This window comes from Burkholderia pseudomultivorans (genome assembly GCF_902499075.1).
In the GTDB taxonomy this organism is placed as follows: domain Bacteria; phylum Pseudomonadota; class Gammaproteobacteria; order Burkholderiales; family Burkholderiaceae; genus Burkholderia; species Burkholderia pseudomultivorans.
In genome coordinates, this window is sequence record NZ_CABVPP010000099.1 from 1 (window position 1) to 14326 (window position 14326).

Genomic DNA, 14326 nt, shown 5'->3' on the forward strand with positions numbered 1-14326 from the left:
GGCAGCCGCGCCGACGGCCGGGCCCCGGGCAGCCGACGCGCCGGCCGCGCCGCTCGGCTTCACCATTCCCGCCGATCATCCGGCGCTGCCCGGCCACTTCCCCGGCCACCCGATCGTGCCGGGCGTCGTGCTGCTCGACCACGCGATCGCCGCGCTCGCCGCGACGCTCGCGCGCCCGCTGCACACGTGGCGGCTCGGTTCGGCGAAATTCCTGAGCCCGGTCGCGCCCGGCGAGCCGCTCGATCTCGCGTACGACGCGGCCGCCGGCGGCACGATCCGCTTCACGCTGCGCGCCGGCGCGCGCGACGTCGCGACCGGCGTGCTGTCCGCGCCGCCGGCCGCGCAGGACGGCGCACCGGCATGAAGCGCACCGCCTGGGCCGAGCGCCAGGAACGCAGCAATGCGGGGCTGCTGCGCGCGATGACATGGATCTCGCTGCGCCTCGGGCGACGGCCCGCACGCATCGTGCTGCATGCGGTCGCGACGTATTTCGTGCTGTTCTCGCCGGCCGCATGCGCGGCATCGCGCGACTACCTGCGTCGCGTGCTCGGCCGTCCCGCGCGCTGGCGCGACGTCTACCGGCACGTGTTCACGTTCGCGGCGACGATCCACGACCGCATCTACCTGATGAACGCGCGCTTCGACCTGTTCGACATCCGCGTGCACGGCCAGACGCTCGTCGACGATGCGCTCGCCGGCGGACGCGGCGCGTTCCTGATGGGCGCGCATCTTGGCAGCTTCGAGGTCGTGCGCGCGATCGGCCGCACGCGTCCGGACCTGCGCGTCGTCGTCACGATGTACGAGGAAAACGCGCGCCGCATCAATGCGACGCTCGCCGCCGTGAATCCCGCCGCGCAGCCGGAAGTGATCCCGCTCGGGCAGGTCGATTCGATGCTGAAGGTGCGCGAGCGGCTCGACGCGAACTGCATGGTCGGCATGCTCGCCGACCGCACGCTGCTCGACGATGCGGCCGCGTCGCTGCGACGGCTGCCGCTGCTCGGCGCGCCGGCCGCGTTTCCGCTCGGGCCGCTGTACATGGCCGCGATGCTGCGGCGCCCGGTGATCTTCATGACGGGCCTCTATCGCGACGGCAACCGCTACGATGTGCACTTCGAACCGCTCGCCGATTTCTCGGACGTGCGGCGCGACGCGCGCGCGGCCGCCATCGACGACGCGCTCGCACGCTATGTCGCGCTGCTCGACCGGTATTGCCGCGCGGCGCCATACAACTGGTTCAACTATTTCGACTTCTGGCAGGACGGCGCTGCCGCCGCGCACTGCGACGACGCGCGCGCGCCCGCCGACCTGTCCGTCACGAGAGACTCCGACGCATGACCGCCGTTCGCCGCTTTCCGCCCGCGCTGCACCGCGCCGCCCGCATGCTCGCCGTTGCCGTTACCGTCGCCGCGGCCGGACTCGCCCTGCCCGTCCGCGCGGCCGACACCGCACCGGCGTGGACGCTGGACCGGCTGATGTCGACGCTCGCGCAGCACAAGTCGGGGCGCGCGACCTTCACCGAGACGAAGTACCTGTCGATCGCCGCACAACCGGTCGAATCGTCCGGCGAACTCCTGTTCGTCGCGCCCGACCATCTCGAGAAGCACACGCTGAGCCCGAAGCCCGAACACATGGTGGTCGACGGCGACATGCTGACGGTTGAGCGCAACAATCGCAAGTACACGCTCGCGCTCGCACGCTATCCGGAGCTCGGCGCGTTCATCGACAGCATCCGCGCGACGCTCGCCGGCAACCGCGTCGCGCTCGAGCAGGTGTACAAGGTCGCGCTCGCCGGGCGCGGCGACGACTGGACGCTGACGCTCACGCCGCTCGACGCGCGGATGCTGAAGGTCGTCAGCACGATCACGCTCGACGGCACGCGCGACGTGCTGCGCAGCGTCGCGATCCGGCAGGCCGACGGCGATCATTCGCTGATGCGCCTGCAGCCCGTTCCGGCCAACTGATGGACGAGCGCACCCGGCCCTCGCCCGTTGCGCGCCGCCTGCACGCGCTGCGGCAGCGCGCGGTGCTCGTATGGCTGCTCGCGCTCGTCGCGTGCGGGATCGCGATCGGCCGCGCGAGCTTCACGGCCGACCTGTCCGCGTTCCTGCCGCGCTCGCCGAGCGCCGGCCAGCAGGTGCTGGTCGATCAGCTGCGCGACGGCATCGTGTCGCGGCTGATCCTGGTCGCGATCGACGGCGGCGACGCGGCCACGCGTGCGGCGCTGTCGCGGCGCGTGGCCGGCACGCTGCGCGCCGATCCGCAGTTCGCGGCGGTCAACAACGGCGAAGCGGTGAACGACGCGCGCGACCGGCAGTTCGTCTTCGAGCATCGCTACCTGCTGAGCCCGGCGGTCACGCCGCAGCGCTTCTCCGCCGCCGGCCTGCACCAGGCGCTCGGCGACAGCCTCGACCTGCTGAGCTCGTCCGCCGGCCTCGTCGCGAAGGACCTGCTGCCGCGCGACCCGACCGGCGAAGTCGGCGCGCTCGTCGACCAACTCGACAGCGGCGCGCAGCCGGCGATCCGCGACGGCGTCTGGGCATCGCGCGACGGCGCGCGCGCGGTGCTCGTCGTGCAGACGGCCGCCGCCGGCTCCGACACCGATGCGCAGGCACGCGCGATCGACGCGGTGCGCCGCGCATTCGCCGCCGCGACGCAGGCTTTGCCGAACGCGGCCGCCTGCTCGCTCGCGATGACGGGCCCGGGCGTGTTCTCGGTCGAGACGCGCGACACGATCCGGCACGACGTCGAACGCCTGTCGAGTGCGAGCATCGTGCTGATCGTCGCGCTGCTGCTGACGCTTTACCGCTCGCCGCGCACGCTCGCGCTGGGCCTGCTGCCGGTGCTGTCCGGCGTCGCGGCCGGCGTCGCGGCGGTCAGTGTCGTGTTCGGCACCGTGCATGGGCTCACGCTCGGCTTCGGCACGACGCTGATCGGCGAGGCCGTCGACTACTCGATCTACCTGTTCGTGCAGTCGGCGCAGGCCGGTACGGCGCGCCCGGCCGACGCGACGCGCGCGTGGCTTGCCGCGTACTGGCCGACGATCCGGCTCGGCGTGCTGACCTCCGTCTGCGGCTTCGCGTCGATGCTGTTCTCCGGCTTTCCGGGCCTCGTGCAGCTCGGGCTGTATTCGATCGTCGGGCTGACGGCCGCCGCGCTCGTCACGCGCTTCGTGCTGCCGCACCTGCGCGGCGCGCACATCGCGATCCGCGACGTGTCGCGCGTCGGCGCAGTGCTCGCGCGCGCGGCCGACGCCGCGCCGCGGTTGCGCTGGCCGCTGGCCGTGCTCGTCGTCGCCGCGGGCTCGACGCTCGTGCTGCATCGCGACGCGCTGTGGAGCCGCGAGCTCGTCGCGCTGAGCCCGGTGCCGGCGCGCGCGCAGGCGCTCGACGCACGCCTGCGCGCCGACGTCGGCGCGCCCGACGTGCGCTATCTCGTCGTAATCGGCGTGCCGACCGAGCAGGCCGCGCTCGAACGCGCGGAACGGGTCGCCGCGCAGTTACAGCCGCTCGTCGAACGCGGCGCGCTCGCGGGTTTCGAAAGCCCCGCACGCTACCTGCCAAGCGACGCCGCGCAGCGGGCGCGCCAGGCGAGCCTGCCCGATGCCGACACGCTCGCCGCGCGGATGCGCGACGCCGTCGCGAACCAGCCGATCGAACTGAAGCCCGGCCTGTTCGCGCCATTCATCGCCGATGTCGAAGCCGCGCGCCGTGCGCCGCCGATCACGCGCGCGGACCTGCGCGGCACGTCGATGGCGCTCGCCGTCGACGCGCTGCTGACCGAACGCGCGGGCCGCTGGAGCGCGATGCTGCCGCTGCGCGCGCCGGACGCCACGCCCGCCGCGCAGCCGGCGGCGGGCCTCGACACCGACGCGATTCGCGCGGCCGTCGCGCGCGCGGGCGTGCCGGATGCGCTGTTCGTCGACATGAAGGCGGAAGCCGACCGCCTGTACGTCGACTACGTGCACGAGGACATCCGGCTGTCGCTCGCCGGCTTCGCGGCGATCGCCGTGCTGCTGCTGATCGCGCTGCGCTCGCCGCGACGCGCCGCGCGCGCGCTCGCACCGCTGGTCGCGGCCGTGCTCGTCGTGGCGGCCGGCTTCGCGCTCGCCCGCGTGCCGCTGACGATCCTGCACCTCGTCGGGATGCTGCTGATCGTCGCGGTCGGCTCGAACTACGCGCTGTTCTTCTGCAAGCGCGACGATGCGCAGCCCGTCACGCCGTACACGCTCGTGTCGCTGCTGATCGCGAACCTCGCGACGGTCGCGGGCTTCGGGCTGCTCGCGCTGTCGCACGTGCCGCTGCTCGAAACCTTCGGGCTGACCGTCGGCCCCGGCGCGATCCTCGCGCTCGCGTTCGCAGCGATTCTCGCGCCGCGTACCGCCGCGGCAAGCCCGGGCGCGAGCGGCAATCCTTTGCAGCGAGGTCGGGCATGAACGTGCGATCGGCCGTTGCGCCGCATCGGCCGGGCGCTCCGCGCCGCTGGAAACCCGCGCCGCTGATCACTGGCACGGCCGTGCTGCATGCGGGCGCGGCCGCCGCCGTCGTCGCGCAGCCCGGCACGTGGCCGTGGGCCGTCGGCGGCGTGGTCGCGTCGCATCTCGCGCTGACCGCGGCCGGCCTGTGGCCGCGCAGCGCGCTGCTCGGTCCGAACTGGACGCGGCTGCCGGCCGACGCCGGCCGCCGCATCGCACTGACCATCGACGACGGTCCGGACCCCGACGTCACGCCGCGCGTGCTCGACCTGCTCGACCGCTACGACGCGCGCGCGACGTTCTTCTGCATCGGCGATCGCGCGCGCCGCCATCCGCAGTGGATCGAAGCGATCGTCGCGCGCGGCCATGCGGTCGAAAACCACAGTGAGCGGCACCGGCATACGTTCTCGCTGTCGGGGCCCGCCGCGCTGCGGCGCGAAATCGCGGCCGCGCAACAGACGCTGACCGAGATCGCCGGCACGCGTCCGCTGTTTTTCCGCGCGCCCGCGGGCCTGCGCAATCCGTTTCTCGAACCGGTGCTGTGCGAGCTCGGCCTGCAACTCGCCAGCTGGACGCGGCGCGGCTTCGACACGCGCGCGCGCGATGCCGGCAGCGTCGCGCGCCGCCTGCTGCGCGGTGGACTCGAACCGCGCGACATCCTGCTCGTGCATGACGGCCACGCGGCGCGCGACGCGCGCGGCGAACCGGTCGTGCTCGACGTGCTGCAAACGGTGCTGCGCGCGGCCGCCGACGCGCAGCTGCGCTGGACCACGCTGCGCGCCGCGCTCGCGCCCGAACCGCCCGGCACGCCGGCCGTCCGCGTACCCCCGTTTGATAAAATCTGACCATCTTCGGCGCGCCTGCCTGCCCTGCTGCGGCGCCCGTTCCGGCCCCCGGATGCGACCCTCGTGAAACCTCTCCTGCTCTCGCACTTCACCGCCACCAGCTGCATCGGCCGCGGCCTCGACGCGACCCTCGACGCACTGCGTCACGCGCGCGGCGGGCTCGCGCCATGCCACTTCGAGCGCGCGGATCTCGACACATGGATCGGCGCGGTGGACGGCGTCGATGCGCAGCCGGTGCGCGCCGATCTCGCCGACTTCGAATGCCGCAACAACCGTCTCGCGCAGCTCGGCCTGACGCAGGACGATTTCGCCGCACGCGTCGCCGCGGCCGTGTCGCGCTACGGCGCAGCACGCGTTGGCGTATTCGTCGGCACGAGCACGGCCGGCATCCTCGAGACCGAGCGCGCGTACCGGCGCCGCGATCCGGCGAGCGGCGCGCTGCCCGCCGAGTTCCGCTACGCGCACACCCACAACCCGTATTCGCCGGCCGCGTTCGTACGCGCGTATTTCGCACTGCGCGGGCCGGCGATGGCGATCTCGTCTGCGTGTTCGTCGGGCGCGAAGGTGTTCGGCTCCGCGCGCCGCATGATCGAGGCGGGACTGATCGACGCAGCCGTGGTCGGCGGCGTCGATTCGCTGTGCCTGACGACGCTGTACGGCTTCAATTCGCTCGAACTGCTGTCGCGGCAGCCGTGCCGGCCGTTCGACGTCGCGCGCGACGGCATCTCGATCGGCGAGGCCGCCGCGTTCGCGCTCGTCGAGCGCCTGCCCGCCGCGCCCGCCGACGACGCCGTGCTGCTGCTCGGCATCGGCGAATCGAGCGACGCGCATCACATGTCGTCGCCGCATCCGGAAGGACTCGGCGCACGCGTCGCGATCGGGCAGGCGCTCGCGTCGGCCGGCCTCGACGCGACCGACATCGACTACGTGAACCTGCACGGCACCGCGACGCCGAGCAACGACGCGGCCGAGAGCCGCGCGATGGGCGCGCTGTTCGCCGGCACGCCGTGCAGCTCGACGAAGGGCGCGACCGGCCACACGCTCGGCGCCGCCGGCGCGCTCGAAGCGGTCGTCTGCGCGCTCGCGCTGCGCGAGCAGTTCGTGCCGGCCGGCGTCAACACGACGCAGCCCGACCCGGCCCTCGCGCCCGACTACCTGCTCGCGAGCCGCGATGCGCGCGTACGCGCCGTCCTCTCCAATTCGTTCGGCTTCGGCGGCACGAATTGCAGCCTGATCCTCGGCCATGCCGATCATGCGCGCCGCCACGGCGCCGCCGCTCCATGAAACTGACCGCCTTCATCGAAAGCATCGGCCTCGTCGGCCCGGGCCTGAACGACTGGCCGCACGCGGCCGACGTGCTCGCGGGCCGCGCGGCATACGCGTCGGCGCGCACCGTGCTGCCGCCGCCGGCCGGCCTGCCGTCGGCCGAACGGCGCCGCACCGGCCCCGTCGTGCGCGTCGCGCTCGCGGTCGGCCATGAAGCGGTAGCTGCGAGCGGGCGCGATGCCGCGACGCTCGCGACCGTGTTCAGCGCGTCCGGCGGCGACGGCCAGAACTGCCATGCGATCTGCGAAACGCTCGCCGGCGACGATCGCCAGCTGTCGCCGACGCGCTTCCACAACTCCGTGCACAACGCGCCCGCCGGCTACTGGAGCATCGCGACCCGCGCGATGGCGACCTCGAACGTGCTGTGCGCGCACGACGGCAGCTTCGCGGCCGGGCTGCTCGAGAGCCTGTGCCAGGTCGCGGTCGATCGCGTGCCGAGCCTGCTGATCGCGTACGACACCGACTATCCGGAACCGCTGCATGCGGTGCGGCCGATCGACGACGCGTTCGGTGTCGCGCTGCTGCTCGCGCCCGATGCGAATGCAACGACGCTCGCGCGCATCGACGTGCAACTCACCGATGCGCCGGCAACGACGCTTGCACACGCCGAACTCGAGGCGCTGCGCATCGGCAACCCGGCCGCACGCGTGCTGCCGCTGCTCGACGCGCTGGTCGCGCGGCGCGCGACGCGGGTCGTGCTCGATTATCTGGACGATACGCGTGTGCAGGTCGATGTCGCGATGGCGGATGCGTCCGCGGAGCGCGCACCATGACGGGCACGCCGACGCTCGACCACGCGTGGATCGCCGCGCACGTTCCGCACGCCGGTGCGATGTGCGTGCTCGATACGGTCGACGCATGGGACGCCGCACGAATTCGCTGCACGGCCACGAGCCACCGCGATCCGCACAATCCGCTGCGTTCGCACGACCGGCTCGCGTCGGTCTGCGGAATCGAGTACGCGGCGCAGGCGATGGCCGTGCACGGCGCGCTGCTCGGCGCGCAGCAGGACCGTCCGCGCGTCGGCTACCTCGCGAGCGTGCGCAATGTCGACGCGTTCGTCGAGCGACTCGACACGTTCGACCTGCCGCTGACGGTCGAAGCCGAACGCATCGGCGGCGACGACCGTTCGGTGCTGTACGGCTTCGCGCTGCGCTGCGGCGAGCGCGTACTGCTGAGCGGCCGCGCGACGATCATGCTCGACGCCGCGGCGGCCGGCGCATTGCGCGCGCCGCTTGCCGCCGATCAAGGCGCCCGATGAACACACTCAAGGAAATCAGGTCGTGAAAATTCGCCCGTTCGTTTGCACCGCGCTCGTGCTTGCGCTGATCAGCCCGATCGCGCACGCGGACATGTCGGAAGTGAAGCAGGACATCAAGCGCGATTCGAAGGAAGCCGCGCACAAGACCGGCGAGGCCGCGCGCAGCTTCGGCCACGCGACCGCCAGCGCCGCGAAGACGGTCGGCCACGGCATCGCGCATGCGTCGCGCGAAGGCTGGGACGCCACCAAGCGCACGACGAAGCGGATCTTCCACAAGAACGACACGAACGACCGCAACGATTGAGCGCGCGCGGCGGCGCGGTTCACGCTCCGCACCGCCGCCCCGCCATCCGTCACGTCATGCGCCGCGTCGCGTGCGGCGCGCCGGTCTTGTCGCCGGTTTGCGCGCGAAGCATCTGCCGTACGCGACGAGCCAGCAGTCGCGGTGATCGAAGTTGCGCAGCAGCCGTGCGCGACGCCGCTCGAGCCAGTGCAGCGCGATCGTCATCGTCAGCGCGACGGCCAGCGCCGCACCGCCGATCGCGACACCCATCCAGTCTTCACCCATGCCTCCTCCGGAATGCGAGGCCGACGCGCTTCACGCGACGAGACGGCTCGCGTCGTCGTGCGTGCGCTGCGCCGGCACTGGATACAGCGGAAGCGCGGCCCGGACGCGCGCGAACGCCGCCCGGGCCGCCGCGCGTCAGTGCATGTGCTGGCCGCCGTTGATCGCAATGTTGGAGCCCGTCACGAAGCCGGCTTCGTCCGAGCACAGGTACGCGACCAGCGCCGCGACTTCCTCGGGCTTGCCAAGCCGCCCCGCCGGGATCTGCGGGAGGATCTTCGAGTCGAGGATGTCCTGCGGGATCGCCGTCACCATCTTCGTCGCGAGATAGCCCGGCGACACCGTGTTCACCGTGACGCCCTTGCGCGCGACTTCCAGCGCGAGCGATTTCGTGAAGCCGTGCATGCCGGCCTTCGCGGCCGCGTAGTTGGTCTGGCCGACCGAGCCCTTCGAGCCGTTGACCGACGAGATGTTGACGATCCGCCCCCAGCCGCGCTCGACCATGCTTTCGCATACCGGCTTGGTCATGTTGAACACGGAATCGAGGTTGGTGCGGATCACCGTGTCCCAGTTCACCTTGTCGAGCTTGCGCAGCGTCATGTCGCGCGTGATGCCCGCGTTGTTCACCAGGATGTCGACCGCACCGACGTCGCGCACGATCTTCTCGACGCACTGCTGGCACGAGTCGTGGTCGGCCACGTCCACCGGATAGGCATCGAACGCGCGGCCGGCCGCGTGCATCTCGGTCAGCCAGCGATCGGCGCCCGTGTTGTTCGGCGAATACGTGACCACCACCCGGTGACCCGCATCGTGCAACCGGATGCTGATCGCCTCGCCGAGCCCGCCCATACCTCCTGTCACCACTGCAATTCGCTTAGTCATCCTATTATTTACAGACAAAAGAAAGTCATCGATCCGGAACCGCGGCATCGTCGATGCCGCCGCCCCCCGCTGCGATGCGCTGCCGCCGGTCCCGCTGCCCGACAGGGCCGGCGTGCGCACCGGAACATCGCGCTTGTGGTTCGCTGCTTGTCCTGCGCGAAAACGCTGCGCGCATCCGCGGCGCCGGCATGCGCCGCGCGCGGATGCGCGGTGTCGCCCGATCCTGCTCAGTCGCGCTCGACCGCGAGCGCGACGCCCATCCCGCCGCCGATGCACAGCGACGCCAGCCCGCGCTTCGCATCGCGCTTGACCATCTCGTGCAGCAGCGTCACCAGGATCCGGCAGCCCGACGCGCCGATCGGATGACCGATCGCGATCGCCCCGCCGTTCACGTTCACCTTCGACGTGTCCCAGCCCATCTGCTTGTGCACCGCCAGCGCCTGCGCCGCGAACGCCTCGTTGATCTCCATCAGGTCCAGGTCGCCCGGCGTCCAGCCCGCGCGCTCCAGGCACCGGCGCGATGCCGGCACCGGGCCCATGCCCATCACGCTCGGATCGACGCCCGCGTTCGCGTACGCCTTGATCCGCGCGAGCGGCGTCAGCCCCAGCGCCTCGGCGCGCCTGGCCGACATCACCAGCACCGCCGCCGCGCCGTCGTTGATCCCCGACGCATTGGCCGCCGTCACCGTGCCGTCCTTCGCGAACGCCGGCTTCAGGCCCGCGAGCGATTCCGCCGTCACGCCGTGGCGCACGAACTCGTCCGTCTTGAACTGCAGCGGCTCGCCCTTGCGCTGCGGGATCGACACCGGCACGATCTCGTCGTCGAAGCGGCCGGCCTTTTGCGCGGCCTCGGCCTTGTTCTGCGACAGCGCCGCGAACGCGTCCTGCTCTTCGCGCGTGATCCCGTATTCCTTCGCGACGTTCTCCGCCGTGATCCCCATGTGGTACTGGTTGTACACGTCCCACAGCCCGTCGACGATCATCGTGTCGACCAGCTTCGCGTCGCCCATCCGGAACCCGTCGCGCGAGCCCGGCAGCACGTGCGGCGCCGCGCTCATGTTCTCCTGGCCGCCCGCGATCACGATGTCCGCGTCGCCCGCCGCGATCGCGTTGGCCGCCAGCATCACCGCCTTCAGGCCCGAGCCGCACACCTTGTTGATCGTCATCCCCGGCACCGCGCTCGGCAGCCCCGCCTTGATCAGCGACTGGCGCGCCGGGTTCTGGCCCGAGCCCGCCGCCAGCACCTGGCCCAGGATCACTTCGCTCACCTGCTCGGGCTTCACGCCCGCACGCTCCAGCACCGCGCGAATCACCGTCGCGCCCAGCTCGGGGGCCGCGATCTTCGCCAGCGAGCCGCCGAATTTGCCGACCGCGGTCCGCGCGGCCGATACGATCACTACGTCCGTCATGTTCAGTTCCTGCATCGAAATCAGATTGTCGTGTAGACGCCGCCCACGGACTGGCCGCGCCGGCAATGACGCGCGTCGGGACGCGAACGCCGCATGCTGCGGCCGCTCGCGCGCCCGTTGCACGCAGCACGAACGAAAGCGCGCCAACCGGTCGCTCCGCCCGTGTCGAGGGGCGCCGGGCGTGCTCGAAACGCACGCCGGCGCATTGCGGCAAACCGGACTTGCATCGCCCCCCGCGTGGCACACGCGGGGCGTCGCGACATCCGGCGCCGCTCAATCGTGTCGCGCCGACGCGCGACACGCGGTCATTCCGACGCTTCGCGCGCGGCGGCTTCCTTGCGGGTCGCGGCGGCCGTCTGTTTGGCGCTGCGCGCCGCCGTCTCGCCGGCCGCCTCGAAGCTGCTCTGCGCGGCCTCGATCGCCTGGCCCGTCGCTGCGCGCACCGAATCGGCCGCCGCGCTCGCCGCGGACAACGCCGAATTCAGCGCGGCCACCACCGGCGCCGAGCCGGCCGGCGCGTGCTTCGTCAGCTCGCCGAGCACGTCCTTCAGGCGCTTGTCGGCCTGCTCGTACTGCGCGTGCACGACCTTTTGCCATTCGGCCTGCGTCGACACCGCGATGTCGAACAGATGGCGGCCGTACGACACGGCCTTGCCGGTCGCTTCCTGCGGCGCGGCCACATGCTGCGCGAAGCTGGCGGCCGGGTTGTTGCTGTTGAACGCGTCCTTCAGCTTGTCCTCGTACTCTGCGAGCGCGGTCTTGGTCGCCTGCAGGTTGAGTTCGACGACGGCTTCGAAACCCTGGATTGCCGGACGGGCAATCGCGAACCAGGCGGCGATACCGGACTGATAATCGGCGGCGAATTTTTCGGGGGCAAATACAGACATCGGGCACGCTCCTGTTAGCAATGCGAGAGACGACGTAAAGAGATTGGAAGTCAAATCGACAGCCTGCTTCCTTATCGAAATCCCGTGATTCATTCTGAACGGGATGTTGAGGAAGGCCATTCTAGAGCGACTAATTGTCAATTAAATGTCTTTAATGCTAGGTGCAAACCCTAACTCGCCGATAGAAGGCCGTCAAGCCTGGCGTCCTGAAAATTGCCGGGTCCGCGTCGCAGTACCGGCTGCGGAAGGATTTTCACCTTTTTCAGCATAACGCGCCGTGACCTGCCGCAATATTTACACGCCGATTATTACGACTATTAGAAAACAAGCGCCCGCGTGCGTCGACAATTAAGCAACCGCTGATGTAATCGTTTTTTTGAATTTGCATCGAAACCGATTTATGGATTATTAATAACGGATTCAATAATCGGACGATATGCGGCGCACGGCGAAAATGCCGCGCGCATGAGCGTCAGCCGGCCAGTTCGCGGTGCAGCGCGCGAAACTCCTGCGCGAGCTTGTGCCCCGGTTCGAGATGGATGACGGGCGTCGACTGCTGATGCGACTCGCGGATCTTCACCGACGACGTCAGGCGCGACGCGAGCACCGGCAGCCCTTCGCCGACGAGTTCGTCGACCAGCCGCTGCGGCAGGCTCGCACGCGGCTGGAACTGGTTGATGACGATCCCTTCCACTTCGAGCGCCGCGTTGTGATCCTGCTGGATCTCCTTCACGTTCTCGAGCAGCGTGTACAGCGCGCGACGCGAGAAATCGTCGCAATCGAACGGGATCAGGCAGCGCTCGACCGCGATCAGCGCGGAGCGCGTGTAGAAATTCAGCGCGGGCGGCGTGTCGATGTAGACGGCGTCGTACGTGTCGAGCTCGTTCAGCGCGTCGCGCAGCTTGTAGATCTTGTAGCGCGATTCGAGCTTGCCGTGCAGCGCGTCGAGATCGGGATGCGCGGGCATCACGTCGAGCAGCTCGAACGGCGTCGGGTGGATGAACGACGCGACGTCGACCGGACGGAAATTGAACGTCAGCGCAGTTTCGAAGAAATCGGCGACGCCGGGATGCGCGTCGGCGGCGCGATCGCCGAGCAGATAGCGGGTCGAATTCGCCTGCGCGTCGAGATCGATCACGAGCGTGCGCAGCCCCTCGCTCGCGCTGATGGCCGCCAGATTGCAGACGATCGTCGATTTGCCCACGCCGCCCTTCTGGTTGAATACGACCCGTCGCATCGCGCTTCCCCCCTCGATCAAAAACGTCGAAAGGATCAGCTTAGCCGGACAATAATGGCGCGCTCGTGACGAGCGTCGATCTCGTGCAAGGGACCGACCCGCCGGAATCAGGCGCGCGGCCGGACAACGCCGGATACATGGGGACTGCCCCGCACGCACCATCGCCACGGCAATTCCTGGCCGGCGCGGATGCCGATGCGCGGCCCGCGCGCCGGCTTCGCTGGCGGCGGCGTCCCGTCGTCGACGATCGTGAAGCCGTCGCCGGCACTCACCAGATCGATACCGTCCTGCGCACCGTCGATGCCCATGGCCTGCGTCAGCCGGGCCGGGCCGCGGCACAGATCGCGATCGCTCACGCGCGGCGGGCGCGCGGCGTGCATCCGCTCGATTCCGAACAGCGGTTCCAGTGCGCGGATCAGCACGCCGGTGCCTGCGCCCTCCGGGCCGCAGACGCAGTTGCAGCACCAGTGCATGCCGTACGTGAAGTACACGTACAGATGCCCCGGCGGCCCGAACATCGTCGCGTTGCGCAGCGTCTTGCCGCGGTAGGTGTGTGCGGCCGGGTCGATCGCGCCGGCATAGGCTTCCACTTCGACGATCCGCCCTGCGCGGCCGTCCGCCGCGGCGAGAATCTTGTTGAGCAGTTGCGGCGCGACCTCGGTGGCGGCGCGATCGAAGAACGCGCGCGGCAGCGGCGTGCCCGGCCAGCCCGGCGCGCGCGTGTTTCGCGTCATGCGGCACCTCCGGCCGATGATCGGCAATGGCGAGCACCGTCATGCGAAGCGGACGGCAGGCATCGCTCAACATGACGGCCGGTCGCGGCGGCCGTGCGGGGAGGGATCCTGGAGAACAGCATGTCGAGATGCCGGGCGATGAGATCGGGAAGTGCGTCAGCCACGTTTCGGAAGGATCGAAAAGCGCTCCTGGGCCGTTGCAAGGCAACCCACCGCTCGTGACGCGGAATCGGCATGCAGGTTACCTCAATCGACTATGCCTCCTCGCGTCGGGACCGGCGAATCAAATGCCATTCCAGAAATGCGTTGTACGCGAACAGAATCGCTGTCGTGAATGCCAGCCCTCCGGTAGTGAGCGCGCCGGGCGCAACGACACAGCTCAGTGCCGCTATCCCGACCGAGATCGGCAGCGTCCTTCCGAAGGCGCCGAACAGGACGGCAAACCATCCATCGCCATATTCCTTGCTGAATCTCTCGGGATAGATGCCGTACATCAAAAACTTCACAAGCGGCTTTTGCGAATGACGAAAGCGCATGAGGACTCCGAACGTCTGAATCCATTGCAAGATACCGGTGTGCGAGCGTACAGAATGCTCGCACACTCCGGAGCGGAAAAATCGCCGGCCAGTCTTTAGCAGGCTGTTGAAATTCGGAACGGTGTAAACGGGCCCTGAGGGTGGTGCGTTAGAGATATCGTGTTCATGATCTT

At 70.0% G+C, this 14326-nt stretch carries 16 protein-coding genes; 9 read left to right on the plus strand and 7 right to left on the minus strand.

Annotated features, from left to right (window positions below):
* The 9 genes from BST28156_RS33505 to BST28156_RS33545 form a co-directional block, all read left to right on the plus strand.
* On the plus strand, positions 1-364 hold a 364-nt coding region (locus BST28156_RS33505), incomplete at its 5' end, for an ApeI family dehydratase (protein ID WP_496350119.1).
* A complete protein-coding gene (locus tag BST28156_RS33510; protein ID WP_174904480.1) occupies positions 361-1335 on the plus strand; it encodes a lysophospholipid acyltransferase family protein in 975 nt (324 codons plus the stop codon). The genes BST28156_RS33505 and BST28156_RS33510, both read left to right, overlap by 4 nt.
* Positions 1332-1961, plus strand: coding sequence for an outer membrane lipoprotein carrier protein LolA (locus BST28156_RS33515; RefSeq protein ID WP_174904481.1), 630 nt, complete (start codon positions 1332-1334; stop codon positions 1959-1961). Before BST28156_RS33510 ends, BST28156_RS33515 begins: the two co-directional genes overlap by 4 nt.
* On the plus strand, positions 1961-4432 hold the full coding sequence (locus BST28156_RS33520; protein ID WP_174904482.1) for an MMPL family transporter: 2472 nt from the start codon (positions 1961-1963) through the stop codon (positions 4430-4432). Before BST28156_RS33515 ends, BST28156_RS33520 begins: the two co-directional genes overlap by 1 nt.
* Positions 4429-5316: a polysaccharide deacetylase family protein gene (locus BST28156_RS33525; RefSeq protein WP_174904483.1), complete on the plus strand. Its 888-nt coding sequence runs from the start codon at positions 4429-4431 to the stop codon at positions 5314-5316. The genes BST28156_RS33520 and BST28156_RS33525 overlap by 4 nt, the downstream gene beginning before the upstream one ends.
* A 63-nt stretch (positions 5317-5379) precedes the next feature.
* A complete protein-coding gene (locus BST28156_RS33530; protein WP_174904484.1) occupies positions 5380-6600 on the plus strand; it encodes a beta-ketoacyl-[acyl-carrier-protein] synthase family protein in 1221 nt (406 codons plus the stop codon).
* Positions 6597-7415, plus strand: a complete 819-nt coding sequence (locus BST28156_RS33535; RefSeq protein ID WP_174904485.1) for a beta-ketoacyl synthase chain length factor — start codon at positions 6597-6599, stop codon at positions 7413-7415. The genes BST28156_RS33530 and BST28156_RS33535 overlap by 4 nt, the downstream gene beginning before the upstream one ends.
* Positions 7412-7903, plus strand: a complete 492-nt coding sequence (locus BST28156_RS33540) for a hotdog family protein (protein WP_174904486.1) — start codon at positions 7412-7414, stop codon at positions 7901-7903. Before BST28156_RS33535 ends, BST28156_RS33540 begins: the two co-directional genes overlap by 4 nt.
* Before the next feature lie 22 nt (positions 7904-7925).
* On the plus strand, positions 7926-8207 hold the full coding sequence (locus BST28156_RS33545; RefSeq protein WP_174904487.1) for a hypothetical protein: 282 nt from the start codon (positions 7926-7928) through the stop codon (positions 8205-8207).
* Between the two features lie 54 nt (positions 8208-8261).
* On the opposite strand, the gene BST28156_RS33550 is transcribed toward BST28156_RS33545, so the two are convergent.
* The 7 genes from BST28156_RS33550 to BST28156_RS33580 all read right to left on the minus strand — a co-directional run.
* Positions 8262-8471, minus strand: a complete 210-nt coding sequence (locus BST28156_RS33550; RefSeq protein ID WP_059478764.1) for a hypothetical protein — start codon at positions 8469-8471, stop codon at positions 8262-8264.
* 135 nt (positions 8472-8606) lie between these two features.
* A complete protein-coding gene (gene phbB / locus BST28156_RS33555) occupies positions 8607-9350 on the minus strand; it encodes an acetoacetyl-CoA reductase (RefSeq protein ID WP_060243510.1) in 744 nt (247 codons plus the stop codon).
* Between the two features lie 227 nt (positions 9351-9577).
* The gene (locus tag BST28156_RS33560; RefSeq protein WP_174904488.1) at positions 9578-10759 is read right to left on the minus strand and encodes an acetyl-CoA C-acetyltransferase; all 1182 of its coding nucleotides are present in this window, start codon (positions 10757-10759) and stop codon (positions 9578-9580) included.
* Positions 10760-11064: 305 nt separating this feature from the next.
* Positions 11065-11646, minus strand: coding sequence for a TIGR01841 family phasin (gene phaP, locus BST28156_RS33565; protein ID WP_060245405.1), 582 nt, complete (start codon positions 11644-11646; stop codon positions 11065-11067).
* 472 nt (positions 11647-12118) lie between these two features.
* On the minus strand, positions 12119-12883 hold the full coding sequence (locus tag BST28156_RS33570; RefSeq protein ID WP_060245407.1) for a ParA family protein: 765 nt from the start codon (positions 12881-12883) through the stop codon (positions 12119-12121).
* A 107-nt stretch (positions 12884-12990) separates the two neighbouring features.
* Positions 12991-13617 carry a DNA-3-methyladenine glycosylase gene (locus tag BST28156_RS33575; RefSeq protein WP_174904489.1) on the minus strand — a complete coding sequence of 209 codons (627 nt, stop codon included), beginning with the start codon at positions 13615-13617 and terminating at the stop codon, positions 12991-12993.
* 254 nt (positions 13618-13871) lie between these two features.
* Positions 13872-14326, minus strand: a 455-nt coding sequence (locus tag BST28156_RS33580) for a hypothetical protein (RefSeq protein WP_217451827.1), incomplete at its 5' end; no start/stop codon positions are given.

Coding starts and splice junctions, on each gene's coding strand:
- BST28156_RS33510 (WP_174904480.1), top strand. CDS start 361: ATGAAGCGCACCGCCTGGGCCGAGCGCCAGGAACGCAGCAATGCGGGG.
- BST28156_RS33515 (WP_174904481.1), top strand. CDS start 1,332: ATGACCGCCGTTCGCCGCTTTCCGCCCGCGCTGCACCGCGCCGCCCGC.
- BST28156_RS33520 (WP_174904482.1), top strand. CDS start 1,961: ATGGACGAGCGCACCCGGCCCTCGCCCGTTGCGCGCCGCCTGCACGCG.
- BST28156_RS33525 (WP_174904483.1), top strand. CDS start 4,429: ATGAACGTGCGATCGGCCGTTGCGCCGCATCGGCCGGGCGCTCCGCGC.
- BST28156_RS33535 (WP_174904485.1), top strand. CDS start 6,597: ATGAAACTGACCGCCTTCATCGAAAGCATCGGCCTCGTCGGCCCGGGC.
- BST28156_RS33540 (WP_174904486.1), top strand. CDS start 7,412: ATGACGGGCACGCCGACGCTCGACCACGCGTGGATCGCCGCGCACGTT.
- BST28156_RS33550 (WP_059478764.1), bottom strand. CDS start 8,471: ATGGGTGAAGACTGGATGGGTGTCGCGATCGGCGGTGCGGCGCTGGCC.
- phbB (WP_060243510.1), bottom strand. CDS start 9,350: ATGACTAAGCGAATTGCAGTGGTGACAGGAGGTATGGGCGGGCTCGGC.
- BST28156_RS33560 (WP_174904488.1), bottom strand. CDS start 10,759: ATGACGGACGTAGTGATCGTATCGGCCGCGCGGACCGCGGTCGGCAAA.
- phaP (WP_060245405.1), bottom strand. CDS start 11,646: ATGTCTGTATTTGCCCCCGAAAAATTCGCCGCCGATTATCAGTCCGGT.
- BST28156_RS33570 (WP_060245407.1), bottom strand. CDS start 12,883: ATGCGACGGGTCGTATTCAACCAGAAGGGCGGCGTGGGCAAATCGACG.
- BST28156_RS33575 (WP_174904489.1), bottom strand. CDS start 13,617: ATGACGCGAAACACGCGCGCGCCGGGCTGGCCGGGCACGCCGCTGCCG.